This window comes from Streptomyces sp. NPDC085937, assembly GCF_044540535.1.
GTDB lineage: Bacteria > Actinomycetota > Actinomycetes > Streptomycetales > Streptomycetaceae > Streptomyces.
The window spans coordinates 22,823-47,866 of record NZ_JBITSH010000024.1 but is presented as its reverse complement, the minus strand read 5'-3'; the positions used below and the strand labels follow the sequence as shown (position 1 = coordinate 47,866).

The 25,044-nt window shown below is 72.9% G+C and carries 26 protein-coding genes; 13 read left to right on the top strand and 13 right to left on the bottom strand.

What is annotated here, in order from left to right; genetic code table 11:
- Positions 1-229 precede the first annotated feature (229 nt).
- On the top strand, positions 230-1,105 hold the full coding sequence (locus ACIF8S_RS32250; protein ID WP_400003966.1) for a glycerophosphodiester phosphodiesterase: 876 nt from the start codon (positions 230-232) through the stop codon (positions 1,103-1,105).
- 64 nt (positions 1,106-1,169) lie between these two features.
- On the top strand, positions 1,170-1,724 hold the full coding sequence (locus ACIF8S_RS32245; protein ID WP_400003964.1) for a methylated-DNA--[protein]-cysteine S-methyltransferase: 555 nt from the start codon (positions 1,170-1,172) through the stop codon (positions 1,722-1,724).
- Between the two features lie 133 nt (positions 1,725-1,857).
- Here ACIF8S_RS32245 and ACIF8S_RS32240 read toward each other — a convergent pair whose 3' ends face one another.
- Positions 1,858-2,286, bottom strand: coding sequence for a VOC family protein (locus tag ACIF8S_RS32240; RefSeq protein WP_349793749.1), 429 nt, complete (start codon positions 2,284-2,286; stop codon positions 1,858-1,860).
- Positions 2,287-2,385: 99 nt separating this feature from the next.
- On the opposite strand from ACIF8S_RS32240, the gene ACIF8S_RS32235 reads away from it, so the two are divergent.
- The 3 genes from ACIF8S_RS32235 to ACIF8S_RS32225 all read left to right on the top strand — a co-directional run bounded on the left by ACIF8S_RS32235 (position 2,386) and on the right by ACIF8S_RS32225 (position 5,698).
- Positions 2,386-3,297, top strand: a complete 912-nt coding sequence (locus tag ACIF8S_RS32235) for a pseudouridine-5'-phosphate glycosidase (protein ID WP_400003962.1) — start codon at positions 2,386-2,388, stop codon at positions 3,295-3,297.
- Positions 3,279-4,211, top strand: a complete 933-nt coding sequence (locus ACIF8S_RS32230; RefSeq protein WP_400004006.1) for a carbohydrate kinase family protein — start codon at positions 3,279-3,281, stop codon at positions 4,209-4,211. Before ACIF8S_RS32235 ends, ACIF8S_RS32230 begins: the two co-directional genes overlap by 19 nt.
- Positions 4,212-4,579: 368 nt before the next feature.
- Positions 4,580-5,698, top strand: coding sequence for a magnesium and cobalt transport protein CorA (locus ACIF8S_RS32225; RefSeq protein WP_400003960.1), 1,119 nt, complete (start codon positions 4,580-4,582; stop codon positions 5,696-5,698).
- Positions 5,699-5,740: 42 nt separating this feature from the next.
- Here ACIF8S_RS32225 and ACIF8S_RS32220 read toward each other — a convergent pair whose 3' ends face one another.
- Together ACIF8S_RS32220 and ACIF8S_RS32215 are read right to left on the bottom strand one after the other, a co-directional pair.
- Positions 5,741-6,169, bottom strand: a complete 429-nt coding sequence (locus ACIF8S_RS32220; protein WP_400003958.1) for a CBS domain-containing protein — start codon at positions 6,167-6,169, stop codon at positions 5,741-5,743.
- Positions 6,170-6,394: 225 nt separating this feature from the next.
- A complete protein-coding gene (locus tag ACIF8S_RS32215) occupies positions 6,395-7,027 on the bottom strand; it encodes a uridine kinase (RefSeq protein WP_400003956.1) in 633 nt (210 codons plus the stop codon).
- Between the two features lie 218 nt (positions 7,028-7,245).
- On the opposite strand from ACIF8S_RS32215, the gene ACIF8S_RS32210 reads away from it, so the two are divergent.
- Positions 7,246-7,728 (top strand): DUF1772 domain-containing protein, encoded by a 483-nt coding sequence (locus ACIF8S_RS32210; RefSeq protein ID WP_400003954.1) that lies wholly within the window; start codon positions 7,246-7,248, stop codon positions 7,726-7,728.
- 166 nt (positions 7,729-7,894) lie between these two features.
- Positions 7,895-9,385 carry a glutamate synthase subunit beta gene (locus tag ACIF8S_RS32205; RefSeq protein WP_400003952.1) on the top strand — a complete coding sequence of 497 codons (1,491 nt, stop codon included), beginning with the start codon at positions 7,895-7,897 and terminating at the stop codon, positions 9,383-9,385.
- A 120-nt stretch (positions 9,386-9,505) separates the two neighbouring features.
- On the opposite strand, the gene ACIF8S_RS32200 is transcribed toward ACIF8S_RS32205, so the two are convergent.
- The 3 genes from ACIF8S_RS32200 to ACIF8S_RS32190 form a co-directional block, all read right to left on the bottom strand.
- Positions 9,506-10,309 (bottom strand): SAM-dependent methyltransferase, encoded by an 804-nt coding sequence (locus ACIF8S_RS32200; RefSeq protein WP_400003950.1) that lies wholly within the window; start codon positions 10,307-10,309, stop codon positions 9,506-9,508.
- 153 nt (positions 10,310-10,462) lie between these two features.
- Entirely contained in the window at positions 10,463-10,747 is a 285-nt protein-coding gene (locus ACIF8S_RS32195) for a DUF397 domain-containing protein (RefSeq protein WP_093766710.1), read from the bottom strand.
- Positions 10,748-11,608: a helix-turn-helix transcriptional regulator gene (locus tag ACIF8S_RS32190; protein WP_400003948.1), complete on the bottom strand. Its 861-nt coding sequence runs from the start codon at positions 11,606-11,608 to the stop codon at positions 10,748-10,750. It abuts the gene before it with no gap.
- Positions 11,609-11,831: 223 nt separating this feature from the next.
- Here ACIF8S_RS32190 and ACIF8S_RS32185 point away from each other — a divergent pair, with 223 nt between their 5' ends.
- On the top strand, positions 11,832-12,509 hold the full coding sequence (locus tag ACIF8S_RS32185) for an ATP-binding protein (RefSeq protein ID WP_400003946.1): 678 nt from the start codon (positions 11,832-11,834) through the stop codon (positions 12,507-12,509).
- The gene (locus ACIF8S_RS32180; RefSeq protein ID WP_400003945.1) at positions 12,506-12,958 is read left to right on the top strand and encodes a hypothetical protein; all 453 of its coding nucleotides are present in this window, start codon (positions 12,506-12,508) and stop codon (positions 12,956-12,958) included. The genes ACIF8S_RS32185 and ACIF8S_RS32180 overlap by 4 nt, the downstream gene beginning before the upstream one ends.
- Positions 12,959-12,987: 29 nt before the next feature.
- Here the strand turns inward: ACIF8S_RS32180 and ACIF8S_RS32175 are convergent, their stop codons facing one another.
- From ACIF8S_RS32175 to ACIF8S_RS32165, 3 genes are all read right to left on the bottom strand, one after another.
- Complete coding sequence (locus ACIF8S_RS32175) at positions 12,988-13,173, bottom strand: hypothetical protein (protein WP_024882458.1); 186 nt, start codon at positions 13,171-13,173, stop codon at positions 12,988-12,990.
- 156 nt (positions 13,174-13,329) lie between these two features.
- Positions 13,330-14,019 carry a DUF899 domain-containing protein gene (locus ACIF8S_RS32170; protein ID WP_400003943.1) on the bottom strand — a complete coding sequence of 230 codons (690 nt, stop codon included), beginning with the start codon at positions 14,017-14,019 and terminating at the stop codon, positions 13,330-13,332.
- 130 nt (positions 14,020-14,149) lie between these two features.
- Positions 14,150-15,514, bottom strand: a complete 1,365-nt coding sequence (locus tag ACIF8S_RS32165) for an amidohydrolase (protein ID WP_400003941.1) — start codon at positions 15,512-15,514, stop codon at positions 14,150-14,152.
- 135 nt (positions 15,515-15,649) lie between these two features.
- Here ACIF8S_RS32165 and ACIF8S_RS32160 point away from each other — a divergent pair, with 135 nt between their 5' ends.
- Positions 15,650-16,600: an endonuclease/exonuclease/phosphatase family protein gene (locus ACIF8S_RS32160; protein ID WP_400003939.1), complete on the top strand. Its 951-nt coding sequence runs from the start codon at positions 15,650-15,652 to the stop codon at positions 16,598-16,600.
- A 131-nt stretch (positions 16,601-16,731) separates the two neighbouring features.
- Here the strand turns inward: ACIF8S_RS32160 and ACIF8S_RS32155 are convergent, their stop codons facing one another.
- A complete protein-coding gene (locus ACIF8S_RS32155; RefSeq protein ID WP_400003937.1) occupies positions 16,732-18,825 on the bottom strand; it encodes an FUSC family protein in 2,094 nt (697 codons plus the stop codon).
- A 349-nt stretch (positions 18,826-19,174) separates the two neighbouring features.
- Here ACIF8S_RS32155 and ACIF8S_RS32150 point away from each other — a divergent pair, with 349 nt between their 5' ends.
- Complete coding sequence (locus tag ACIF8S_RS32150; protein ID WP_349793722.1) at positions 19,175-20,077, top strand: MIP family channel protein; 903 nt, start codon at positions 19,175-19,177, stop codon at positions 20,075-20,077.
- A 39-nt stretch (positions 20,078-20,116) separates the two neighbouring features.
- The gene (gene glpK / locus ACIF8S_RS32145; protein WP_400003935.1) at positions 20,117-21,634 is read left to right on the top strand and encodes a glycerol kinase GlpK; all 1,518 of its coding nucleotides are present in this window, start codon (positions 20,117-20,119) and stop codon (positions 21,632-21,634) included.
- A gap of 83 nt (positions 21,635-21,717) precedes the next feature.
- Here glpK and ACIF8S_RS32140 read toward each other — a convergent pair whose 3' ends face one another.
- The gene (locus tag ACIF8S_RS32140; protein WP_024882465.1) at positions 21,718-21,909 is read right to left on the bottom strand and encodes a hypothetical protein; all 192 of its coding nucleotides are present in this window, start codon (positions 21,907-21,909) and stop codon (positions 21,718-21,720) included.
- A gap of 193 nt (positions 21,910-22,102) precedes the next feature.
- Here ACIF8S_RS32140 and ACIF8S_RS32135 point away from each other — a divergent pair, with 193 nt between their 5' ends.
- On the top strand, positions 22,103-23,239 hold the full coding sequence (locus ACIF8S_RS32135) for a glutathione-independent formaldehyde dehydrogenase (RefSeq protein ID WP_400003933.1): 1,137 nt from the start codon (positions 22,103-22,105) through the stop codon (positions 23,237-23,239).
- Between the two features lie 16 nt (positions 23,240-23,255).
- Here ACIF8S_RS32135 and pip read toward each other — a convergent pair whose 3' ends face one another.
- The gene (pip, locus tag ACIF8S_RS32130; protein ID WP_400003931.1) at positions 23,256-24,221 is read right to left on the bottom strand and encodes a prolyl aminopeptidase; all 966 of its coding nucleotides are present in this window, start codon (positions 24,219-24,221) and stop codon (positions 23,256-23,258) included.
- 32 nt (positions 24,222-24,253) lie between these two features.
- Positions 24,254-24,976 carry a uracil-DNA glycosylase gene (locus ACIF8S_RS32125; RefSeq protein ID WP_400003929.1) on the bottom strand — a complete coding sequence of 241 codons (723 nt, stop codon included), beginning with the start codon at positions 24,974-24,976 and terminating at the stop codon, positions 24,254-24,256.
- Positions 24,977-25,044: the final 68 nt, after the last annotated feature.

The following is a 25,044-nucleotide window of genomic DNA, read 5'->3' as shown; positions in this document are numbered from 1 at the left end:
CCCCTCCCAGGACCGCATCGGCGGCCAGGGTGTCGCAGAGAGTATGACCCCCACCGGAATGGTCGAACGACTATCCGGCAAAGAAACACGTCCTTGCCCCAGGTGTGTGGCACCGGTGTGCGGGGTCGGGGCGCCGGCGTCCCGTTTGTGGCCGTTCCGCGCCCGTCTCGCGTTGACCCTCTGCTGTCACAGTGGTTCTGACCGTGACCGTTCGACGCGAGGAGTCCGCATGCACCTACGTGCTGTCGCCGCATCGACCACCGCGCTCCTGGGAACCGCCGCCTTCCTGCTCCCGCTCTCCCCCGCCCGGGCCGCCGACGGCACCGCCACCGCTCCGGTCGTCGTCGCCCATCGTGGCGCCTCCGGGTACGCCCCGGAGAACACGCTGGCGGCCGTCGACAAGGCGGCCGCCCTGGGCACCGCCTGGGTGGAGAACGACGTCCAGCGCACCAAGGACGGTGAGCTCGTCGTCGTCCACGACGACAGCCTCCAGCGCACCACCGACGTCGAGGAGGTCTTCCCCGACCGGGCGCCGTGGAAGGTGAAGGACTTCACCGCCGCCGAGATCGCCCGCCTGGACGCCGGCGGCTGGTTCGACCCCGCGTACGCGGGCGCGCGCGTGCCGACGCTGAAGCAGTTCGTGCACCGGGTCGACCACCACCGGCAGAAGCTGCTGCTGGAGATCAAGAATCCGGAGCTGTACCCCGGCATCGAGCGGGACATCCTCAAGGTCCTCGACAACGAGGGGTGGCTCGACCGCGCGCACGTGCAGCAGCGGCTGATCGTGCAGAGCTTCAGCGCGGACAGCGTACGTACGGTCCACGAGCTGAAGCCCGACGTGAAGACCGGCTTCCTCGGGACGCCGCCGGTCGCCGACCTGCCCGTGTACGCGGCCTTCGCCGACCAGATCAACCCGTCGCACAGCTCCCTCACCGCCGCCTACGTCAGCGCGGTGCACGGCTTCGAGGGCGCGCACGGCAAGCGGCTGGAGACGTTCACCTGGACGGTGAACGACGCGGCCGCCGCCCGGCGGGTGGCCGGGTTCGGGGTGGACGGGATCATCACCAACCGTCCCGACGTGGTGCGCGACGCAGTGGGGGGCTGAGCTTCCGGCCCTGGGTCCGCCCGGCCCCGGGGCGTTGTCGGTGACGGGCCGTACGGTGGGGCGCATGGACAGCGATGGGCGGTACGAGCAGCGGGTCGTGTGGGCCGTCGTGGACAGCGCCATCGGCCCGCTGCTGCTGGCCGCGACTCCCGAAGGCCTGGTCAACGTCGTGTTCCACGCCACCGACGAGGTGCGCGACAGGACGCTGGAGCGGCTGGCGTCCCGGCTCGGCCGCCAGCCCGTGGAGGAACCCGGCTCACCCCTGTTGGCCGAGGCGATACGCCAGTTCCGCGCCTACTTCGCGGGTGAGCGGAACTCCTTCGAGCTGCCGCTGGACTGGTCGCTGATCTCGGGATTCAACCGCGAGGTGCTGCGGGAGCTGGCCACGGGGGTGCCGTTCGGCACGGTGGTGGGGTACGGCGACCTGGCGGGGCGGGTCGGCCAGCCCGGCGCCGCGCAGGCCGTGGGCATGGCGATGGGCGCCAATCCGCTGCCGGTGGTCGTGCCCTGTCACCGGGTCGTGGAGAGCGGGGGCGGCATCGGCGGTTTCGGGGGCGGGCTCGAGACGAAGAGGCGGCTGCTCGCTCTGGAGGGTGTGCTGCCCGAGCCGCTGTTCTGACGGCGGCGCGACGACCGCGAGGCGGGCGGGCGCTGCCACCCGCCCGCCCGCCTGCCGTCGTTCGTCGCCGCGCGTGCTCGTTGCTGCCGTGCCCGCGTCCTCGTGGCGCGCCTCAGTCTCGGTGCGGGGCCTCTCAGTCGTAGTGCCGGGCCTCGAAGACGTTGCCGTCGGGGTCACGGAAGTAGAAGCTGCGCTTGGCCGGGCCGCGCGCCCCGAAGGAGTCGTGCGAGACGTCCGACACCGGCACTGACCGCTCCCGCAGGCGGTCGAGGAGCGTGTCGAAGGCGGCCGCGGTCAGGGACAGGCAGACGTGGTTGACGGGGTGGCCGGAGCTCTCGGCGGCCCCGGGGAGCATCGCCATGCGGTCCGCCTTGGACCGCGGCATGAGGTCGAGGATCGTCTCCCCGTTGACGCGTACCGAGGGGAAGGGCGCCTCTCCGGCCGAGAAGGCGTCGAGCCTGACCGGCTCCAGCCCCACGGCCTCCTCGTAGAAGTGCGCGGCGGCGATGGGATCGCTCACCCACAGGACGACATGGTCGAGCCGGGTCTCGTGGTCCGTCATGGTGACAGCCTCCGTGACCCCTGTGACGGGCCGCAAGGGTTTGGCCCGGTGTGGCGCTCGCCAGAGATGGAGGGAGAGGCGGCAGACGGGAGGCAGCGCGTGGTGCTCATGGTGTCGGAAGAGGTACAGGAGGCGCTCGCGGCGGGCAGGCCGGTGGTGGCTCTGGAGTCCACGATCATCGCCCACGGACTCCCGCGACCACGCAATCTCCAGGTGGCGCGGGAGCTGGAGGCCGTGGTGCGACGGGAGGGCGCGGTGCCGGCGACGATCGCCGTGCTGGACGGGAAGCCACGGGTCGGCCTGGACAAGGAGCAGCTGGAGCGGGTCGCGAACGAGGACGGCATCCGCAAGCTGGGCCACCGTGATCTGCCGCTCGCGGTGGCCGCGGGGGCGAGCGGGGCGACGACGGTGTCGGCGACCGCGATGCTCGCGGCGCTCGCGGGCGTCCGGGTGTTCGCCACCGGTGGGCTCGGGGGTGTGCACCGGGAGTGGACCGTCACCCAGGACGAGTCGGCCGACCTGGGGCTGCTGGCACGCACCCGGATCACCGTGGTGTGCGCGGGGGTGAAGTCGATCCTGGACGTGCCGGCCACCCTGCAGCGGCTGGAGACGCTGGGAGTGGCGGTCGCCGGGTACGGCACGGACCGCTTCCCCGGCTTCTACCTGTCGGACTCGGGGCATCCCGTGGACTGGCGGCTGGACAGCCCGGAGCAGGTGGCCCGGGTCATGCGGGCGCAGGACGCGGTGGGCGGACCGGAATCGGCGCTGATCGTGGCCAACCCGGTGCCGGAGGAGGAGCAGCTGGATCCGGGGGTGCACGCGCGGGTGCTCGGCGAGGCGCTGCGGGCGTGCGAGGAGGCCCGGGTGACCGGGCAGGGGGTCACCCCGTTCCTGCTGGACCACCTGGTGCGGCACACCGACGGCGCCTCCCTGGAGGCCAATCTGGCGGCGGTGCGGGGCAACGTACGGCTGGCGGCCCGGGTGGCGGCGGCCTGGACCGCCGCGGAGTGACCGGGAGGGCGCGGAGCGGGGCGCTACTGGTCGTCGGGGACGTGATCACGGACGTGGTCGCGCGGCACCCGGGCCCGCTCGCTCCGGGCACGGACACCGCAGCCGTGATCCGCACGGTGCCGGGCGGGGCGGGCGCCAACGTCGCCTGCTGGGCCGCGCACCGGGGTGGCTGCGAGGTACGCCTGCTGGGTCGGGTGGGCTCGGACGCGGCGGCGTGGCACGAGCGGGAGCTGATCGCCGGCGGCGTGCGCCCGCGGCTGGTCGTGGACGACGAGGTGCCGACGGGGACGGTCGTCTGCCTGGTCGACGGGCAGGCGGAGGCCGAGCGGACCTTCCTCACGGACAGTGGGGCGTCGCTGCGGCTCGGTCCCGAGGACTGGTCGGACATGCTGCTGGAGGGGGTGGCGCGGCTGCACCTGTCGGGCTATCTGCTGTTCGGCGACAGCAGCCGCGCCCTCGTGGCGGCGGCGCTGAAGGCGGCAGCGGCGCGCGGGATTCCGGTGAGTACGGACCCGGCGTCGGCCGGGTTCCTCGCCCGGCTGGGCCCGGACCGCTTCCTGTCGCTGGTGGAGGGCGTGGACGTCCTGCTGCCCAGCCGGGACGAGGCGTGCCTGCTGGCGGGTCGCTCCGACGTGGCGGAGGCGGCGGCGCGACTGAGCCGGCGGATCCCGCTGGTGGTGGTCAAGCAAGGCGCGGAGGGTGCGCTGCTGGCGCGGTCCGGCGAGGTGTGGGCCCGTGTGCCGGCCGTGCCGGTGACGCCCCGGGACACCACCGGTGCCGGAGACGCCTTCACGGGAGCCTTCCTCGCGGCTCTGCTCGCGGGCACGCTGCCCGAGAAGGCGGCGGAGGAGGGGTGCCGGGCCGGAGCTCGGGCGGTGGAGCGGACCGGAGCGCGGCCGCCGGCACGGGGCTGAGCGGGCAGCGGTATGCGCTGGGCGGCGGGGCGGTACTGGATCGTCCGGCTCTCGGCCCACGACCGGCCGCCCGCTCCGTCGACCCACGACCGGCCGCCGCTCCGTCGACCCACGACCGGCCGCCGCTGCGTCGACCCAGGACCGACCGCCGCTTCGGGACCGGCCGTCGGCCTGCGCGGCACCCCTCGACGGCATGCGCGGCACCGGCCGTGCCGGTCGACGGGGGAGCCGTCGCCCTGTTGTCCACAGGCGGGAACCAAGCGGAAGTTGACGTTTCCACAGGCCCGGACGAGGACGGCCGGTGGCTGGCAGACTGGCGCGGCAGGGCCGACGAGCAGGTCGGTAGGGGATCAGGCAAGGGGGACCGAATGTCGATGGCGGGGAATCTGCGGAAGGTCAGGGGTCTTGGCCGGGTCGGCAGGCTGCGCAGGCTGGCGCGCCGCCGTCCCCGGGTCGATCTGAGCCACCCCGCCCGGTCCCCACTGGGCTCCTCGGTGGTCAACTGCGTGACCTACCGGGACGGTCACCGGGTTTCCGTGCCCGGGGAGGCGGCCGACGCCGTCAAGTGGGTCCGCGAGAGCGGGGAGGGGTTCGTCTGGCTGGGGCTGCACGAGCCGACGAGCCGGGAGTTCGCCGGCATCGCCGAGCTGTTCGACCTGCATCCGCTGGCGGTGGAGGACGCCGTCGAGGCCCACCAGCGGCCCAAGCTGGAGCGGTACGGCGAGACCCTGTTCGCCGTGTTCAAGACGGTCTGCTACGTCGAGCACGAGGAACTGACCGCGAACAGCGAGGTCGTGGACACGGGCGAGATCATGGTCTTCGTCGGCCCCGACTTCGTGGTGACCGTGCGGCACGGGCGGCACGGCTCACTGGGGCCGCTGCGCGAAGGGCTGGAGTCCGATCCCGGGCGGCTGGTCCAGGGGCCGTCCGCGGTGCTGCACGCCGTCGCGGACCAGGTGGTCGACGACTATCTGAGCGTGACCGACTCGGTCCAGGAGGACATGGACCAGGTCGAGACGGACGTTTTCGCGGAGCACGGCGCCCGGGTCGATCCGGGCCGCATCTACCAGCTCAAGCGCGAACTGCTGGAGCTGAAGCGGGCGGTGGTGCCGCTCGGCCGGCCGCTGGAGGAGCTGGCCACGCGGCCGAGCCGGGTGATCGCCCCGGACATACAGGCGTACTTCCGCGACGTCGCCGACCATCTGCAGCGGGCGACCGAACAGATAGCGGGATTCGACGAGTTGATCAACTCGATCCTCCAGGCCCACCTGGCGCGGGTCACGGTCGCCCAGAACGAGGACATGCGCAAGATCACCGCCTGGGCGGCGATCGTCGCGGTGCCGACCATGGTGTGCGGGGTGTACGGCATGAACTTCGACCACATGCCGGAGCTGCACTGGCGGTACGGCTACGGCATGGTCCTCGCGGTGATATCGGTGGCCTGCGTGCTGCTCCACCGGGCGTTCCGGCGCAGCGGCTGGCTGTGACGTCCGCCGGTCCGCCGGCCACGCCACCGGCGGGCGGCGGGGTCAGCCCGAGGCGGACCGGGCGTAGACGCTCTCGGCGAAGGCGGCGATCTGTTCGTCCGTCAGGTGCCGGGCCAGGTCGGCCTCGCTGATCATGCCGACGAGGCGCTTGTCGTCGATGACGGGCAGGCGGCGGATCTGGTGGGTCCGCATCTCGTTGAGCACGTCGTCGACGTCGGCGTCGGACGCGATCCAGCGTGGTGTGCCCTTGGCCATCTCGCCCGCGGTGACCCGGGCGGGGTCGTGGCCCATGGCGACGCAGCCGACGACGATGTCGCGGTCGGTGAGGATGCCGCAGAGCCGCTCGTTCTCGTCGCTGATGGGCAGCGCGCCGACGTTCAGCTCGCGCATCAACTGTGCCGCGCGGTCGAGGGTTTCGTGCGCGGGGATCCACTGGGCGCCGCGGTGCATGATGTCTCCGGCGGTGGTCATGAGGTACCTCCCGGTGCCGGACGGCCGGCGCGGCGCGGGGGCGCGCCGCGAGTCCCGACGCCCTTCATTGTCGCCGGGTCGTCGGCGGACGGCACCCGCAGCGGACGGCTCCGCGAGCGGCGCAACCTGGCCCGCGAACGACGCCCCTGGTCTGCGAACGGCGCACCAAGTCCGCGAGCGGGGCCCCTCGGGCCGCCCAGGTCCGCGACCGGTGCCCGCGCGGTCTCAGTCGCGCCAGGCCGGACGGCGGGGGTCGTCGGCCCGTACCAGCACGTCGGCCGTGGCGGCCGGGTCGGTCTCCTCCTCGTAGCGCTCGAAGGCGGGGAGTGTCCAGTGCTCGGTCTCGGGGGTCCGGCGGCGCAGCGCACCGGGCGAGAGGAGGACGTGGACACTCAGATCGAAGGGGAACCAGTGACGCAGCAGAAGCGGTCCGTGCAGCAGCAGCACGCCGCCGGGTGGCAGCTGGACGTAAGGGCTGCGCGTGGCGCGGTCGGTGGCCGGGTCCCAGAGGTCGGGCAGCACCCGGCCGCTGCCGCCGGGCCCGAGCGGGTCGAACACCTCGCGCCACAGGGCGCCGTTGTCGTACCAGCCGTCGTAGTAGGACTCCAGGTCCTGGTGGCCGTACTCCAGCCGGACGGAGGCGGGGCGCAGGAAACCGTCCGTGCCCACGACCAGGCTGGGGCGGCCCCGCGTGCGCAGTGCCTCGGCGAGGAGTTCGGCGAGGTCACCCGGGCGGGCGGCCGGGGCGCCGTCGAGGGCGACGCGGGGCCAGGGGGAGCCGTCGGCCGTCCCGAGCTCCAGCAGACGCTCGGCGAGCGTGTCGACGAGCCGGTCCCAGGTGATCGCTTCGAGTCGCACAGGGCCATGATGCGTCACGTCCCCGGCGGCTTCCGAGGCGCCGGGAGAGTCAGGGCCCGGCACCCGTGGTGCCCAGGGGCGGGCGCGGATCGTGGACGTTCCCGCATGGCCGTGCGCTGCTCGGCCATGGCCCGCGGTGTGTGGGGCGCGTTGACTGGTGCTGACGGCAGCCGGGAGGGAGTTCCGGTCCGAGGGACGAGGGACGGGGGTGACCGCACATGGGCGACGGGCCGTATCTGGTGCTGACGATGCTGGGTGTGCTCGGGACCGGGGTGGTGGCCGGGGTGTTCTGCGCGTTCTCGACGTTCGTCATGCGGGGGCTCGCTGCGCTGCCGCCGGCGCGGGGCGTGGCCGCGATGCAGGCGATCAACGTGGCGGCGCTGCGGCCGCCGTTCATGCTGGTGTTCCTCGGCTCGACGGTGCTGTGCGCGCTGCTGACCGCGGTGACGTGCGTGGTGTGGCCGGGCGAGGGCGCGGTCGCGTCGCTGGTGGGCGGTGCGCTGTACCTGTGCGGGTCGTTCGGGCCGACCGTGGTGGCGAACATACCCCGCAACGACCGGCTGGCCCGGCCGGCGGCGGACAGCGCGGAGGCGGCCGCGTACTGGCCGGTGTACGTGCGCGGCTGGACGCGGTGGAACCACGTCCGCGCCCTTGCCTCGGCCGGTGCGGCGCTGGCGTACCTCCTCGCCCTGACCGGCTGACGTACCGGCGCCCGCACCGGGTCCCACCTGCACCGCGCGGGTCGGCAGGGTGTCGGGCGGACGCCGTCGGGCGCGCTGCGGGCGGGTGTGGGCGGACGTATCGTGTGCGCAGGAGTGCCGCCCGACGGCGCACGGCCTGTCACCCGCCCACGCAAGGAACACGGCCATGGCCGATCCCAAGGGTTTCCTCACCACACCCCGCCAGGACTGGCCGCGCCGGCCTGTGGAGGAGCGGGTCCGCGACTGGGACGAGGTGTACGTCCCCGGGGGGCTGCTGCCGATCGTCAGCACGCAGGCGGACCGGTGCATGGACTGCGGTGTGCCGTTCTGCCACGAGGCCTGTCCGCTGGGCAATCTCATCCCGGAGTGGAACGACCTGGTCTCACGGGAGGACTGGCGGGCGGCGGCCGAGCGGCTGCACGCCACCAACAACTTCCCCGAGTTCACGGGGAGGCTGTGTCCGGCTCCGTGCGAGGCGGGCTGTGTGCTCGCCATCAACCAGCCGGCGGTCACCATCAAGAACGTCGAGTGCGCGATCGCCGACCGGGCCTGGGAGGAGGGTTTCGCGGCACCGGCCCCGCCGGACCGTCTCTCCGGCCGTACGGTCGCGGTCATCGGCTCGGGTCCCACCGGACTGGCCGCGGCCCAGCAGCTGACCCGGGCCGGGCACACGGTCGCCGTGTACGAGCGGGACGACCGGATCGGCGGGCTGATGCGCTACGGCATCCCCGAGTTCAAGATGGAGAAGCATCATCTGGAGCGGCGGGTGGAGCAGATGCGGGCCGAGGGGACGAGGTTCCGCACATCCGTCACGGTGGGCCGGGACGTGGACGCGGCGGAGCTGCGGAGCCGTTACGACGCGGTGGTGATCGCCACGGGGGCGACGGCGTGGCGGGAGCTCGCGGTGCCGGGACGTGAGCTCGCGGGAATCCATCAGGCCATGGAGTACCTGCCGCTGACGAACCGGGTGCGCGAGGGTGACCTGGAGACGTCGCCGCTGTCCGCGGAGGGCCGGCACGTCGTCATCGTCGGGGGCGGCGACACGGGCGCCGACTGTCTGGGCACGGCGGTACGGGAGCGGGCCGCGTCGGTCACCCAGCTCGACATCTACCACCGGCCGGGCGCCGAACGCGACGAGGAGGCCGAGCCCTGGCCGACCTATCCGAAGCTGTACCGGCTGTCGGCGGCGCACGAGGAGGCGGGCGCGCTGCGGACGGCACCGGCGGCGGACGCGGACGCGCGGCTGTTCGCGGCGTCGACGCTGCGTTTCGACGGGGACGCGGCGGGGCGCGTGAGCGCGCTGCGTCTGGTGGAGGTGGACGCGGGTCGTCGTCCCGTGCCGGGCACGGAGCGGGCGCTGCCCGCCGACATGGTGCTGCTCGCGCTCGGTTTCTCCGGGCCCGACCAGCGGGACGGGCTGACGGCCCAGCTCGGCGTGACGCTGGAGGCCCGCGGCACCGTGGCGCGCGGGGCGGACTTCGCCACGAACGTGCCGGGGGTCTTCGTGGCGGGGGACGCCGCAAGGGGGCAGTCGCTGATCGTGTGGGCCATCGCGGAGGGCCGGGCCGTGGCGGCGGCGGTGGACGGCTACCTGACGGGCGGCACATCCCGCTTGCCGGCACCGATCGGCCCGTACGACCGGCCGATGACGGCCTGACGGATCCCCGGAAACCGCCACCTCCCCCTCTTCGGCAGCCGGCCCCGCCGACACCCGCACGCACGCCGACGCCCCCGTCCTCCCGGGGTGGACCGGGCGTACGGGGGCGGGCGCGCGGGACTACGGCTTGCGGGCCACCGCCCCGTAGCCGGGGATGACCCCGTCCTCCTGGCCGGGGACCGGGTCGCCCAGTTCGGGGTGCCACAGGTGCGGCACCTCGACGCCCGGCTCCACGAGGTCCAGGCCGTCGAAGAAGCTCGTGAACTCCTCGCGGCTGCGCAGCGCCAGCGTGACGCCCGCGGCCTTGAGCTTCGCGACGGCCGCCTCCGACTCCTCGGGCGTGAAGTCGGCCGTGGCGTGGCTGATCACCAGGTGGCTGCCCGAGGGCATCGCGTCCAGCAGCCGCCGCACCAGCTCGTGCGCGCCGTCCTCGTCGGGGACGAAGTGCAGCAGGGCGATGAGCGAGAGACCGATCGGCTCGTCGAAGTCGAGGATCTTGCGCGCGCCCTCCAGGATCGTGTCCGGGTCCCTGACGTCGGCCTGGAGGTAGTCGGTGACCCCCTCGTCGGTGCCGCGCAGCAGTGCCGCCGCGTGGGCCAGCACGATGGGGTCGTTGTCGCAGTACACGACGCGGGCGTCCGGCGCGATGCGCTGGGCCACCTGGTGCAGGTTCGGTTCGGTGGGTATGCCCGTGCCGACGTCCAGGAACTGACGCACGCCCTGCCCGGCGAGCCAGCGCGTGGCCCGCTGCATGAACGCGCGGTTCACGCGTGCCATGACCGGCACCCGCGGGTCCAGGGCCAGCATCTGCCGGCCCATGGCCTCGTCGACCGGGTAGTTGTCCTTGCCGCCGAGGTACCAGTCGTACATCCGCGCGGGATGCGGCCTGGTGGTGTCGATGTCCACAGGGTGCTGCCCGGTCATGACAAGCTCCGTAACTGTCCGCAAACCTTAGTGATCAATTCAGTGCCAAGTGCTGAGTGATGACTGCTGAGTGCCAAGTGCCAAGTGCCAGATGCTGAGCGCGAAGTGCCACGTGCCAAAGGGGAAGAAGCAAAGTAGTGCGGCAAGCGGGGGTCAGGACAGCAGGAAATCCGCCTCTCCGGCCTTGGCCCCCTCGATGAAGGCCGTCATCTCGGCGGAGGTGTAGATGAGCGCCGGCCCGTCCGGGTCGGTGGACTGGCGGACGGCGATGCGGCCGTCGTCGAGCTTCATCGCCTCCAGGCAGTTGCCGCCGTTGCCGCCGCTCCAGGGCTTGTGCCAGCCCTCGCTGCCCAGCTCCCGCGCGGGCATGCCGTTGTAGATCCTCCCGGCGTGCGCCCGCGCACGCGGCTGGGTCTTCGGGGGCTTGATGAGTTCCATTCACAGCTCCTTGCGGAGATCCCGGAGGATCTCCTTCGTGCGATGTGCCGTGGCGGCCTGGGCCGCCATGCGGTCCATGACCTCGAGGTGGGTCGCCACCTCGGTGCGCGCGTCCAGGTAGACGGCGCCGGTCAGGTACTCGCTGTAGACCATGTCCGGCAGTTCGGGCATGGCGAATCGGAACAGCACGAACGGCCCGTACGTGCCGGGGTGCGGCCCGCTGTCGAAGGTCGCGACCTGCAGCGTCACATTGGGCAGCGCCGCCGCTTCGAGCAGCTTGTCGATCTGTGCACGCATCACCTCCGGGCCGCCGACCCGGCGGCGGAGCACGGTCTCGTCCATGACGACCCACAGCCGGGGCGCGTCCTCACGGGTGAGCAGTTCCTGCCGTTGCATGCGCAGGTCGACGTGGCGCTCTATGTCCTCGGGCCGGGTCTGCCCTATGGCACCGGAGCGCAGCACGCCGTGCGCGTAGTCCTCGGTCTGCAGCAGTCCGGGGACGAAGTGGGGTTCGTAGCTGCGGATGAGGGAGGCCGCGCCCTCCAGGCTGACGTACATGGAGAACCAGCCGGGCAGGATGTCGTGGAAGCGCTGCCACCAGCCGGGCCTGTTGGCGTCCTCCGCCAGCTGCACGAAGGCGTCGGCCTCCTCGTCGGAGACGCCGTAGGCCTTCAGCAGCAGCTGGAGGTACGGGATCTTGAGCGCGACCTCGGCCATCTCCATGCGGCGTACGGTGGCGGGGGCGACGCGCAGGATGCGGGCGGCCTCCTCCCGCTTGAGACCGGCGCGCTCGCGCAGGTCCAGCAGGCGGCGCCCGAGGACGACCTGCCCCACCGTCGGCGCGGACCGGGGTTCACTCACGCTCCACCTCCCTCGAACAAATCCTGACAGCTCGGCGGCGCCATTCGATGACCAGCCACGAAGACCATTCGAACCGAACACACATTCGAATCAATCTCCGGCGATCCCAACTGGCGCCGCGCGAGGTCCTGTTGCGAGCAGTGTGCCACGCCAGTCCAGACCGTCACACAGCACTCTGCATTTTTCAGAGTGACACTTGCCAAGTGTTCACGGCGGGGCGATAGTGGCAAGCGTGATTCCGTCCGCGCCCTTAGGAACAGACGCCGCCGCGGCCTCCGTCGGCCTTGGCGCCGCCCCGGCCACCACCCCTTCGGGGGGCGACGCCGCGCGCCGGTTCCGTTTCGAACTGGCCGCCCACCCGGGTTCCCCTGCCCGGGCCAGACGGCTGACCCGGGCCCGGCTGTCCGGCTGGGCGGTGTGCGAGGACACCTGCGACACGGCGGCCCTGGTCGTCACCGAACTGGTCACCAACGCCATCGTGCACACCGCGAGCAGCAGCGTCGTCTGCGAGCTGCACGACGGTGACGACCTGGTGCGCATAGCCGTGCGGGACGAGGGCTGCGCCCCGGACCGGCCCCGGGCGAACACCCGGCAGCGGCCGGAGGAGGAGCACGGGAGGGGACTGCTGCTCGTCGACGCCCTGTGCCACGCGTGGGGCGCCCACGAGCACGGTCCCGGCCTGCTGGTCTGGGCGGAACTCCCGCGCCGGGCGGACACCCCGCACGAACCCGCCGAACCCGGCAACGACCTCGGCTGGGGCGCCCGGCCCAAGCCCGGCCCGGCCGGCGGCTCGGGGGACGGCGACAGCGACGGTGACGAGAGCACCCGTTCGCATCCGGCGGAGAAGAGCCTCGGCATACCCGCGGAGCGGCATCCCGGCCGGGACGGAGGACGCGCGTGACGGGCGCCGGCGGTACACGCGTGCTCAGTCTGGACTCACTGGTCCGTTTGCAGCGCGGACGGACGGCCCCGGACGCGCCCCGGCGCCTTCCGGTCCCCGACGGCATGACCGCCCCGATGGGCTGCGACGCGGTGGCGGTGCCTGCCCGCCTCGGCCCGCTGGTCCTGCCCCGGCTGCCCCGCGTGGGGTGCGTCTACGCCGATGAGGCGCACTGGTGGTGGCTGGTCCCGTCCGACTCCGACTACGCCCTGGACTGGCCCGCCCCCGCGCACTACGCGGCCGGCGCGATTCTCCCCGACGGTCCGGCCGCCACGGGCGACGCCGGCCTCCCGGGCCTCATACACCGCCCGGACGGCACGCTCCCCTACACGCCGCCGATACCGCTCTACCTGGCCCTGTGCCGGCTCACGGGGACCACCCCCGACTGGTCACGCCCCGTCACCGCCTGACGGCCTCCGACGGCCCCTCGCGGGACCGCTCACGCCACCGCCTCACCGCCGGCGCGCTCGCCGCGGACGATCACCAGGAACATGTCGGTCGCGAGGTCCATGACAACCTCGGCGGGCAGGCCCTCCAGGCGCCGCGCGTGCGCGAACTCCTCCGCGGGCCATGAGCCGCGCGGTCCACCTGCGGGAAAGCGTTCGAGCACTGTTCGCCCGTTCACCCTGCCACCTCCATGTAGCGCTGTACTCGTAGAGTTAAACGCCAACCATGGGGCGAACGCCTCGTCCGGTGACGGTACTGAGACGTAGTTGACACCCGTTCACTGCCAAGTGTGAGCGCGCTCTCAGCTTTTCGGAGTAATCCGTCACCGTCCGTGTCAGAGGTCGTACTCGTCGTGGTAGCGGAGGTGCTCCTGTGCCACGGGTGCTCCGACGGCCCACGCGCGCCCCTCGGGTTCCTCCCACGGCTCCTGCCTGCCGAGCGCGGTGAGGTCCAGCAGGCTGGTGGTGGAGCCCAGCCCCTCCAGACCGCGCCCGTAGGCCGAGTAGGTGTGGAAGACGCGGTCGCCCTCACGCAGGAAGCAGCTCACGCCGGGCCGCTGGACGGGCGTCCCGCCCTCTTCGGAGAACACCTCGAAATCCGCGTCGAAGTCACCGGGGTACGACGAGTACCAGGGCACCGTCCACCCCATCCGCGCCTTGAACGGCAGGATCCTGGTGAACGGCGCCCGCGAAACGGCCACGAACGTGGTGCGCCGGGCCTGGAGGTGCGCCAGGTGCCCGATCTGGTCCAGGAACGCCGAGCAGCAGCGGCACCCGGTCTCCCACTCCGGGGCGAACTCGAAGTGGTGCACGACGAGCTGCTGCCGGCCCTGGAAGAGGTCGAGCAGCGTGGCCTTGCCGTCGCCGCCCGCGAAGACGTATTCGCGGTCGACCGGGACCATCGGCAGCCGGCGCCGTTCGGCGCGGAGGGCGTCGAGCGCGCGGGTGACGGCCTTCTCCTTGTCCAGCAGTTCTTCGCGCGCCGCGCGCCACTCGGCGCGCGAGACGATCTCCGGAAGCGACATGGTTCCTCCTGTGCGACGGTCCCGTTGCGAGGGGTGACCGGGCGGCCGCTCGGAACTCATCGTTCGCATCCAAGATCTTTCGCGCCGGGGCCCGTCCGCGCCGGCCGCGCGAGGGCGGTCGCCCGCCGGTTCAGGTGTCGTACCGCTGGACGCGGCGGCCATGGCTCCGGTCGGTCAGGGCGGGCAGGCGCTCCCCCAGCGCGCGTACGGTCTCGGGGACGTCGACGGTGAGCAGGCGCCGGTCACGCATGAGGATCCGGCCGTCCACCACGGTCGTACGGACGTCGGCGGCGCGGGCGCTGTGCACCAGGGTCGCCGCCAGGTCGTGCACCGGCTGGGTGTGCGGGCCCGTGAGGTCCACGAGGACGATGTCGGCGCGGTGGCCGGGCGCGATCCGGCCCACGCTCCCCTCCAGGCCGACCGCGCGGGCGCTCTGCAGGGTGGCGTGGTGCAGCGCCTGACGGGAGGTCAGCCACCGCGGGTCACCCTCCACCGACTTCTGGATCAGGGAGGTGAGCGTCATCGACTCCCACACGTCCAGGGAGTTGTTGGAGGCGGCGCCGTCCGTGGCGAGGCCGACCGGCACGCCGATGTCCCGCAGCGCCCGCACGGGCGTGGTGCTGGGCCAGGCGAACTTGAGATACCCGCGGGGCGCGGTCGCCACCGCCGTACGGCCGTCCGCCCGTTCCAGCAGCGGCAGGTCGCTCTCGACGATGCCGGTGCCGTGGGCGATGAGCACGTCGGTGTCCAGGACGCCGGTGCGGGAGAGGACCTCGACAGGGGTGACACCGTGCCGGGCGAGGGAGACCTCGGTCTGGTCGCGGTTCTCGGCGGCGTGCAGATGGACGGGCAGGCCGTGCGCGCGGGCCAGCTCGGCGGTGGCGGCGAGGTCGGCGTCGCCCACGGTGTAGGGGGCGTGCGGGGCGAGCGCGGTGGTGATCCGTCCGCCGGCGCCCCCCTGATGCCCGAGCGCGAACTCCAGGGACCGCTCGCGCCCGCCGGGGCCCTGGGAGGAGAAGTACGCCTCCCCCAGCAGCGCCCGCATCCCGCTCTCGGCGACCACCCCGGCGACCGCGCCCATGCCGAAGTAGTGGTCGGCGAAGCAGGTGACGCCGGCCCGGATCATCTCCGCGCAGGCGAGCCGCGCCCCGAGGGTGACGTCCCGCTCGGTGAGGCTGGACTCCACCGGCCAGACGACGTCGTTGAACCACTCCTCGGTCGGCAGGTCCTCGGCGAGTCCGCGCAGCGCCACCATGGGGGCGTGGGTGTGACAGTTGATCAGGCCGGGCAGCGCGACCTGCCCGCGCGCGTCGATCCACTCGTCGGCCGCCCGCCCGGCGACGGCCCCGGCGTCCGTCACCTCCGCCACGGCCCCGTCGCGCACCACGACGGCGGCGTTCTCACGGAAACCGACGCGCTCTTGATCGTCGTGCGTGAGGACGGTGCATCCGGTGATGATGAGCCCGGCGGGACTCTCCACGGCAGAAGGCGTCATCACGTCAACGTACGACGGGACCCTGACCCGGGGTGAGCCGAACCGCGACATCCCGTCGCGGCACTGTCGCGGGGCGGGCCGGGCGCGCACCCTGGCTCCGACCACGAGCCCGCCCACGGCTGAAAGGGGCCCGCCTTGCTCCTCGGCACCTGGAACCTGGAGAACCTGTACCGGCCCGGTGGCCCGTTCGGGCCCGACGACGAGGCCGCGTACACGTCGAAACTGGCCGCGCTCGCCGCGGTGATCACGGAACTGGATCCGGGGCTGCTCGGCGTGCAGGAGGTGGGCGACCCCGGCGCGCTGGAGGATCTCGCCGGACTGCTGGACGACGGCTGGCACGTCGCGCTGTCCGAACACGCCGAGAGCCGGGGCATACGGGTGGGGTTCCTCAGCCGTACGGAGATGACGGTGGTCGCCGACACGGCGGTGTTCCCGGCGCGGGTCCTGCCGGTGCAGGCGGACGACACGGGACTGACCGCCGGCCGGGCCGGGCGGGGGTTCCTCGCGGTGGAGGTCGCGGGCGAGCGGGGGCCGTTGCGGGTGGCGGTCTGCCATCTGAAGTCGAAGCTGCTGTCGTACCCCGACGGCCGTTTCCAGCCGCGCGACGAGGGTGAACGGGCCCGGTACGCCGCCTACGCGCTGTACCGGCGGGCGTCCGAGGCGGCGGCGCTGCGCGCGCTGGCGGACGAGTTGCTGGAGGGTGACGGGCGGGAGCGGGACGTGGCCGTGGTCGGCGACCTCAACGACGAGGTGCGGGCGGCCACGACGCAGATACTGCTCGGGCCGCCCGGCTCGGAGATCGGCACCCCCGGGTACGACCGTCCTGACCGGGGGGACGGGTTCCGGCTGTGGGACGTGGCCCCGCTCATCCCCGCGGCGGAGCGGTACTCGCGGGTGGACTCCGGGCGCCGGGAGCTGATCGACCATGTGCTGCTCAGTCACCGGCTGGTGCGGAGGGTGTCGGTGGCGGGGACGGGGCTTCCGGGGGACGGGCCGCCCCGTCTGCCGTCCGTGGGGACGGATCCCGGGGAGCGGCGGGGGGTGGCGGGGTCGGATCATGCGCCGGTGTGGGTGCGGGTGGGGTGAACGCGGGGCGTTCTTCGTTGGGGGCTGGCCCCTGCGGGGGGCTGCGCGAGATTGCGGGTGCCGGTTCGCTCGGGCTGGTCGCGCAGTTCCCCGCGCCCCTTGAGGGGTCTGGAGCGGGCGGCGGTGGACGGTCACCCCCGTGATGAGCGACCGGGCGCCGTGTCCGCTGGTGCAGGTGGGTGGGGGCTGGTCGCGCAGTTCCCCGCGCCCCTTGAGGGGTCTGGAGCGGGCGGCGGTGGACGGTCACCCCCGTGATGAGCGACCGGGCGCCGTGTCCGCTGGTGCAGGTGGGTGGGGGCTGGTCGCGCAGTTCCCCGCGCCCCTTGAGGGCTCAGCGGGCGGTGATGTGGCGTCGGCGTTGGTGAGTTGGCTCGGACGGCGTGGGACGAATGGCCGGGCTGTGTGTGCTCGGGGGCGAGGTTGTTCTGGAGGGTGGTGAGGCGGTGCAGGTGGTGGGGGTCGAGGTGGCCGGTGTCGTCCAGGTGGACGGCGCAGGCGGTGGTGGTGTCGACGAGCAGTTCGAGGGTCATGGCGATCTCGTCGGCGCCGTCCGCGTGCCGGGCGAGCGGCGGGAGTTCGGCTGAGGCGAGGGCGATGGCGGCGCGGGCCTCCGCGAGGGTGCGGTAGGCCTCGCGGCGCAGCGCCCAGCGGGCCTCGCGGTCCTCGGACTCCCCCAGTACGTGGCCGAGGTACTCCTGCGCGGCCCCGCTCGCCTCGGTGAGCCGGGCCCGGATGGCGTCGCCGCGCCGGCCCGGTGTCGGCAGGTGTCCGACGACCAGCACGATGGCGCAGGCGAGCAGGGTCTCGCCGATCCGGGCGAAGGACGCCTGCGGTTCGCCTCCCGCCATGACCAGGGCCAGCACGAGCACGGTAACGACGGCGGTCTGCGCGGCGAAGTGCCGGGTGGCGAGGGGGATCAGTGCCCCGCAGACGGTGACGACGGCGACGAGCCCCTCCGGCCGGGGCAGCACCGCGGCGAGCCCGGCGAACAGCAGGGCCCCTAGGACCGTTCCGGCGGCGCGGGACAGCACCCGGGAGGCGAGCGGCCCGAGGTCGGGCTTGACGAGGAAGACGGCGGTGGCGGGCAGCCAGTACCAGTGCTCGTGCTGCCCGTACCAGCGGGCGTGATACAGCGCCTGGGCGACGGCGGCGCTCACCCCGAAGCAGAGGGCCACCCGCATCCCGTACTCCCGGCCGCGCGCCCCGAGGACGGTCCGCAGGACGGCGGCCCGGGACCGCCTGCGGCCGTGCAGCCGCCCGCCGTCGGCGCGGTCGAACGCCTCGGCCGCGTACAGGAGGGCGTCGTCCAGGGCGCGCAGACCCGGCGCGTGGCGGGAGGGGGCGGGCAGCGGGCCGGTGGGGGCGCCGTTGCGTACGGCCGCGGCCAGGCGGCGCGGTCCCTCGGAGGCACGGTCCGGCACCTCCTCCCCCGCCCAGGCCAGCGCGGTCGCGGCCTCGGCGAGGGGCAGGGCCGCGGCGTACCGGGCGTGCAGCCGGCGCTCGGCCGCGGAGGAGGGCCGACGGCGCAGCCGGGGTCCGGCGAGCGCGTCCTGTGCCTGGTCGAGGGCCGCGGTGAGCGCGGCCCGCCGTACGGTCGCCCGGCTTGAGCCCGTGGCGTCGAGGAGTGCGGCGATCGCCTCGTAGACCCCGGCGACGGCGGCGCGTTCCCCGTCGAAGCGCAGGCCGGACCGGAGGTCCCCGGCGAGCGAGTGGGAGGTGGGCAGTACGAGCCGCAGCAGGAGCAGCCAGCCCGCGCCCGCGACGAAGGCGAACGCCCGCAGCCATCCCGGCTCGGGCAGCGGCATGCCCGCCCCGACGGCGGCGCCGACCAGCAGCTGGGTGCCGACGGAGGAGCCGACGGGTCCCAGCGCGCTGATCCCGCCGGCGAGCAGGCCGAGGGCGGTGAGGAGCAGGGTGAGCGGCACGGCGGGGGCGTGGTCCCCGGCGAGGGTGCCGGTGAGCAGTCCGGCCGCGCCCGCGAGGGCGGGGGTCCCGATGCGTGCGACGGAGGCGCGGCGGCTGCCGGGCCGGTCGTTGATCCCGGCGAACATGGCGCCGATCGCGGCGACCACCCCGAGGGCGGGCCGCCCGGCGAGGACGGCGGCCAGCAGCAGCGGCCCGCCGCTCAGCGCCCCGCGCAGCAGCGCACTCCAGGAGACCGGCCCGCGCTGGGACCGCAGGGCGTGGGCGAGCCACGGAGGTACGGCGGGGGCGGTGCGGGTCACGGGGCTCCAGTCGTCCGGTCGAGGCGAAGTGGGCCTTCGGGCGACGGTGGCCGAGCGGATTGCCTGCCCCCACGGTAGGCCGTCCCGTGGGACGGAAGCGCACGGGTGTGTTTCCGGCGTGTGACATCACGGGCGGACGGCCCGCCGACGCCCCGGCCGGTCGCGTCCGTACCCCAAGGGCCCGGCATCCCGCGCGACCCCGCAGTATTCGCCGCGGACGCCCCGGCCGCTCCTCGAATTGGGCTGTTGGTGGGAAAGCCCGCTCTCCGCGCGCCCGGCCACCCCGTTGCACCTACGCTGCCGACATGGGGAGGGCAAAGTCCGCGCCATTTCAGTTCGAGGAGAGCCGATGGCTGAACGCATTGCACCTGCGCGCCGACGCGGTTATCGCGAGGGCCTCGGCGGTGAGATGCTCGCTGAATTCCTGGGGACTTTCGTCCTGATTCTGCTGGGTATCGGATCCGTCGCCGTCGCACTCGTGGGTCTGCCCGGTTCCGGGCGCCAGTTCGTGGACTTCGGCCCGGCGAACTGGCTCATCATCTGCTGGGGCTGGGGCTTCGGCGTCATCTTCGGCGTCTACGTGGCGGGCGGCATCAGCGGCGCCCACCTCAACCCGGCGGTGACCCTGGCCTTCACCGTACGCAGGGACTTCCCCCTGAAGAAGGTGCCGGCCTACTGGCTGGCCCAGCTTCTCGGTGCCTTCGTGGCCGCCGCGCTCGTCTACGCCTGCTACCACTGGGCGATCGACGCCGCCGACGCGAAGGCGGGTCTCGCCCGCGACCAGTCGTTGGGCACCTATTCCATCTTCGCCACTTTCCCCGCGGAATACTTCGGGGATTCCTGGTGGGGCCCGCTGCTCGACCAGATCGTGGGTACGGCAATTCTGCTGCTGCTGATCTGCGCGCTCATCGACATGCGCAACACGGCGCCCCTGGCGAATCTCCACCCGTTCCTCATCGGCCTGGTGGTCGTCGCCATCGGTATGACCTTCGGCACGAACGCCGGTTACGCCATCAATCCCGCGCGTGATTTCGGCCCCCGGCTGTTCACCTACTTCGAGGGCTGGGGCGACATCGCCTTGCCGGGCACGTTCGGGTGGTTCAGCGGCTACTGGTGGATCCCCATCGTCGGCCCGCTGATCGGCGCTGTCATCGGCGTGCTGGTGTACGACCTGATCATCAAGCCGGTGATCAACGCCCGGGCCCGGGCGATGGAGGAGCAGGAGGAAGGCCCGGCCACCGAGGAGGTCTAGGCCCCCGGGATCCGTCGTCACTCAGGAAAGGTTTCAGCGATGCCCGAATTCGTCGGCGCGGTGGACCAGGGGACCACCAGCACCCGCTTCATGATCTTCGATCATGCCGGAAACGAGGTGGCCAAGCACCAGCTGGAGCACCAGCAGATCCTGCCCCGTTCCGGCTGGGTCGAGCACGACCCGGTGGAGATCTGGGAGCGCACCAACACGGTGATCCAGAACGCGCTGCGCGACGGCGGCCTGTCGGCCTCCGACCTGCGGGCCATCGGCATCACCAACCAGCGTGAGACGACCGTCGTGTGGGATCCGCGCACCGGCCGTCCGTACTACAACGCGATCGTCTGGCAGGACACCCGCACCGACAGCATCGCCGCCGCCCTCGAACGCGACGGCCACGGGCACACGATCCGCCACAAGGCGGGGCTGCCGCCGGCCACCTACTTCTCCGGCGGCAAGATCAAGTGGCTGCTGGACAACGTGGACGGGCTGCGCGAGGCGGCCGAGGCGGGCAACGCCCTGTTCGGCAACACGGACGCCTGGGTGCTGTGGAACCTCACCGGCGGCCCCAACGGCGGCATCCACGCCACGGACGTCACCAACGCCAGCCGCACCATGCTGATGAACCTGGAGACCCTCGACTGGGACGACGAGCTGCTCGGCATCTTCGGCATCCCGCGGTCGATGCTCCCGGCCATCCACCCCTCGTCGGACGCCGAGGCGTACGGCCAGGCCCGCACCTCCCGCCCGCTGGGCGCCGCCGTGCCGATCACCGGCGTCCTCGGCGACCAGCACGCGGCCACCGTGGGGCAGGTCTGCTTCTCCCCCGGCGAGGCCAAGAACACCTACGGCACCGGCAACTTCCTGGTGCTGAACACCGGCACCGAGCTGGTCCGCTCGCAGAACGGGCTGCTGACGACGGTGGCCTACCAGTTCGCCGGCAGCCCGGCGGTCTACGCGCTGGAGGGTTCCATCGCGGTGACCGGCGCGGCGGTGCAGTGGCTGCGCGACCAGCTGAAGATCATCGGGAGCGCCCCGGACAGCGAGCAGCTGGCGCGGTCGGTGGAGGACAACGGCGGCATGTACTTCGTGCCGGCCTTCTCGGGCCTGTTCGCCCCCTACTGGCGTTCCGACGCCCGGGGCGCCATCGTCGGCCTGTCCCGGTACAACACCGGGGCGCACATCGCGCGGGCCACACTGGAGGCGATCTGCTACCAGAGCCGTGACGTGGTCGAGGCGATGGAGCAGGACTCCGGGGTGCACCTGGACGTGCTCAAGGTGGACGGCGGCGTCACCGCCAACGACCTGTGCATGCAGATCCAGGCGGATGTGCTCGGGGTGCCGGTCAGCCGGCCCGTGGTCGCGGAGACCACCGCGCTGGGCGCCGCGTACGCGGCGGGTCTCGCCACCGGTTTCTGGAGCGACACCGACGAGCTGCGCTCGCACTGGCAGGAGTCGAAGCGCTGGGAGCCGCAGTGGAGCGAGGACCGGCGCCAGCAGGGGTTCCAGGACTGGAAGCGGGCCGTCGAGCGCACCCTGGACTGGGTCACGGTCGACTGAGCCGGCGGCCGGCGCTGCGCGGCCGGCGGGCCGGCGGCCGGCGGATCAGCGATCAGCGGGCCAGCGGTCGGCGGGTCGACGGGTCAGCGGTCGGCTATGTCCTCGCGGAGACCGTCGGAGAACTCCCACCACGACAGCGGGAGCCAGTCGCCGTTGACGAAGGCGTCGACGGAGGCGCCGCGGCCGCGCACGGTCACGGTCGTGCCCGGGGGGTACAGGGTGCCGGACAGCCCGGGCACGGCCACGAGCAGGGTTCCCAGCCTCTGAGCTGCCATTTCCGCTTGTTCCCCTTTCGTCGGGATGCCGGTCGCGGCGCCACGGAAGGGGGTCGGGCGTCGCTCGATATTCGTCGGATATTACCGGCTTGCCCCGGTCGCAAGACCGGAGAATCATGAGATATCGGTCACGCGGACCATCGGGAGGGGCGTCACTGCGGGACACGCACACCAACCGAACGGAGAACGCATCATGAAGGCCGTCGTGTACAAGGGACCGTTCGAGGTCGCCGTCGAGGACGTGGACAACCCCACGATCCAGCATCCGAACGACGTGATCGTCCGGGTCACCTCGACCGCCATCTGCGGCTCCGACCTGCACATGTACGAGGGCCGCACGGCCGCCGAGCCCGGCATCACCTTCGGCCACGAGAACATGGGCACCATCGCCGAGGTCGGCCCGGGCGTCACCTCGCTCAAGGAGGGCGACCGTGTGGTCATGCCCTTCAACGTCGCCTGCGGCTTCTGCCGTAACTGCGTCGAGGGCTTCACCGGCTACTGCCTCACCGTGAACCCGGGCTTCCCGGGCGGCGCCTACGGCTATGTCGCCATGGGCCCCTGGAAGGGCGGACAGGCGGAGTACCTGCGGGTGCCCTACGCCGACTTCAACTGCCTGAAGCTGCCGCCGGGCACCGAGCACGAGAAGGACTTCGTGCTGCTGGCGGACATCTTCCCCACCGGCTACCACGGCTGTGAACTCGCCCAGGTACGCCCCGGTGAGAGCGTCACGGTGTACGGCGCCGGTCCGGTCGGGCTGATGGCCGCGTACTCGGCGCTGCTGCGCGGCGCGAAGAAGGTGTTCGTGGTCGACCGGGTGGCCGAGCGGCTGCAGAAGGCCGAGGAGATCGGCGCCGTGCCGATCAACTTCGCCGAGGGCGACCCGGTCGAGCAGATCCAGGACCAGACCGAGGGCATGGGCACCGACAAGGGCATCGACGCCGTCGGATACCAGGCCTCGGCGGGCGGCGGCACGGACCGCGAGGAGCCGGCGACCGTGCTGAACTCGCTGGTGCGGACGGTCCGCGCCACCGGCATGCTCGGCATCCCCGGGCTGTACGTCCCGTCCGACCCGGGCGCCCCGGACGAGCAGTCCAAGCAAGGCATGCTGCTGGTCGCGGTCGGCAAGCTCTTCGAGAAGGGCCTGAGGCTCGGCACCGGCCAGTGCAACGTCAAGCGCTACAACCGGCAGCTCCGCGACATGATCATCGAGGGCCGGGCCAAGCCCAGCTTCGTGGTCTCGCACGAACTGCCGCTGGACCAGGCGCCGTCGGCGTACGACAAGTTCGACAAGCGCATCGAGGGCTACACCAAGGTGGTGCTGCACCCGTAACGGGCCGACGGGTCCGTCAGGCCGGGCGGCGGGCGTACCGGTCCGTCGCCGCCACCAGTGCGTCGTCGCCGGTCGCGCCCGCGTCGTGGCCGGCGTCGTCGACGACGATCAGCTCGCTGTCCGGCCAGGCGTGGTGCAGCCGCCAGACGATGCCGAGAAGGTTGCCGAAGTCGAGGCTGCCCTGCACCAGGGTGCCGGGGATGCCCTTGAGGAGGTGGGCGTCGCGCAGGACGACGCCCTCCTCTCCCCCGTCGCCGAAGAAGTGGTCGTTGCCCCAGTAGTGGGTGACGGTGCGGGCGAAGCGCAGACGGTACGCGGGATCGCGGAACCGCTCGACGGAACCGGGGGGCGCGGGGATGATCGCCGTCTCCCAGTCCGTCCACGCCTGGGCGGCCCGGGCCCTGACCTCCGGGTCGGGTGATTCCAGCAGCCTGTTGTACGCGGCGGCCAGGTTGCCGTCCCGCTGGTCCTCGGGCAGTCCGGCGAGGAAACGCGCGTGGGCCTCCGGGAAGATCTGGCCGAGGCCCCGCGTCAGCAGGCCGACCTCCGCCGGCGAACCGGTGGCCACGCCGGTCAGGACGAGCTCGGACACCACGCCCGGGTGTGTCTGCGCGTACCGCAGGCCCAGGGCCGAGCCGAAGGACACGCCCCACACCAGCCACCGCTCGATGCCCAGGTGAGCGCGGAGCCGCTCCAGGTCGGCCATGAGGTGCGGGGCCGTGTTGACGCCCATGTCGGTGGCCGGGTCGGCGGCCGAGGGCTCCGACCGCCCCGCGCCGCGCTGGTGGAACAGCACGATGCGGTAGGCGGCGGGGTCGAAGTAGCGCCGCAGACCGGCGCCGGCGCCCGAACCGGGGCCGCCGTGCAGCACCACCGCGGGCTTGCCGCGCGGGTTGCCGCTGGTCTCCCAGTAGAGGCGGTTGCCGTCGCCGACGTCGAGCATGCCGTGGTCGTACGGTTCGATCTCGGGATACCTGGCCATCGGGGCACCGTACCGCCGTCGCGCGGGCCGTCTCATCCCCTTTCCGTGGGGCTCAGTCCGGCCGCTTCGGCCGCCGTGCGCAGGACGTCCCGGAGCATCTCGGGGGTGAGCTTGCCGGTGAAGGTGTTGCGCTGGCTGACGTGGAAGCAGCCGAACAGGCCGAGCGGCGGCCCGTCGGCGGCGTCCAGCACCACGCGGGTGCCGTGTCCGAAGGCGGGCCGGGGCCGGGGCACGGTCCAGCCGGCCTCGGCGAACGCGGGCAGCGCCGCCTGCCAGCCGAAGGCACCGAGGACGACCGCCGCCCGGACCGTCGGCCGCAGCAGGTGCAGTTCCTGCACCAGCCAGGGGCGGCAGGCGTCCCGTTCCGCCGGGGTGGGCTTGTTGGCGGGCGGGGCGCAGTGTACGGGCGCGGTGACACGGACGCCGTACAGCTCCAGTCCGTCGTCGGCGTGCGTGGCGGTGGGCCGGGAGGCGAGCCCCACGTCGTACAGCGCCTGGTAGAGCACGTCACCGGAGCGGTCGCCGGTGAACATCCGGCCGGTGCGGTTGCCACCGTGGGCGGCGGGGGCGAGGCCGATGATCATCAGGCGCGCGTCCGGCGGCCCGAAGCCGGGCACCGGCCTGCCCCAGTACGTCCAGTCCGCGAACGCGGCCCGCTTGGTACGGGCGACCTCCTCGCGCCAGTCGACCAGCCGGGGGCAGGCACGGCAGCCGCTGATGCGCCGGTCCAGCCGGCTCAGGCCACGGGGATCCATGGCTCCACGGTAGGCGGCGGACGGGTCGCACACGGGCGCGGGTGCTTCTCCCTGGCCCGGGGCATCGG

Excerpts from the sequence above, each read along its gene's own strand:
- ACIF8S_RS32250 (WP_400003966.1), top strand. The coding sequence starts at position 230 with ATGCACCTACGTGCTGTCGCCGCATCGACCACCGCGCTCCTGGGAACC.
- ACIF8S_RS32245 (WP_400003964.1), top strand. The coding sequence starts at position 1,170 with ATGGACAGCGATGGGCGGTACGAGCAGCGGGTCGTGTGGGCCGTCGTG.
- ACIF8S_RS32240 (WP_349793749.1), bottom strand. The coding sequence starts at position 2,286 with ATGACGGACCACGAGACCCGGCTCGACCATGTCGTCCTGTGGGTGAGC.
- ACIF8S_RS32225 (WP_400003960.1), top strand. The coding sequence starts at position 4,580 with ATGTCGATGGCGGGGAATCTGCGGAAGGTCAGGGGTCTTGGCCGGGTC.
- ACIF8S_RS32220 (WP_400003958.1), bottom strand. The coding sequence starts at position 6,169 with ATGACCACCGCCGGAGACATCATGCACCGCGGCGCCCAGTGGATCCCC.
- ACIF8S_RS32210 (WP_400003954.1), top strand. The coding sequence starts at position 7,246 with ATGGGCGACGGGCCGTATCTGGTGCTGACGATGCTGGGTGTGCTCGGG.
- ACIF8S_RS32205 (WP_400003952.1), top strand. The coding sequence starts at position 7,895 with ATGGCCGATCCCAAGGGTTTCCTCACCACACCCCGCCAGGACTGGCCG.
- ACIF8S_RS32200 (WP_400003950.1), bottom strand. The coding sequence starts at position 10,309 with ATGACCGGGCAGCACCCTGTGGACATCGACACCACCAGGCCGCATCCC.
- ACIF8S_RS32195 (WP_093766710.1), bottom strand. The coding sequence starts at position 10,747 with ATGGAACTCATCAAGCCCCCGAAGACCCAGCCGCGTGCGCGGGCGCAC.
- ACIF8S_RS32170 (WP_400003943.1), bottom strand. The coding sequence starts at position 14,019 with ATGTCGCTTCCGGAGATCGTCTCGCGCGCCGAGTGGCGCGCGGCGCGC.
- ACIF8S_RS32165 (WP_400003941.1), bottom strand. The coding sequence starts at position 15,514 with ATGACGCCTTCTGCCGTGGAGAGTCCCGCCGGGCTCATCATCACCGGA.
- ACIF8S_RS32150 (WP_349793722.1), top strand. The coding sequence starts at position 19,175 with ATGGCTGAACGCATTGCACCTGCGCGCCGACGCGGTTATCGCGAGGGC.
- glpK (WP_400003935.1), top strand. The coding sequence starts at position 20,117 with ATGCCCGAATTCGTCGGCGCGGTGGACCAGGGGACCACCAGCACCCGC.
- ACIF8S_RS32140 (WP_024882465.1), bottom strand. The coding sequence starts at position 21,909 with ATGGCAGCTCAGAGGCTGGGAACCCTGCTCGTGGCCGTGCCCGGGCTG.
- ACIF8S_RS32135 (WP_400003933.1), top strand. The coding sequence starts at position 22,103 with ATGAAGGCCGTCGTGTACAAGGGACCGTTCGAGGTCGCCGTCGAGGAC.
- pip (WP_400003931.1), bottom strand. The coding sequence starts at position 24,221 with ATGGCCAGGTATCCCGAGATCGAACCGTACGACCACGGCATGCTCGAC.
- ACIF8S_RS32125 (WP_400003929.1), bottom strand. The coding sequence starts at position 24,976 with ATGGATCCCCGTGGCCTGAGCCGGCTGGACCGGCGCATCAGCGGCTGC.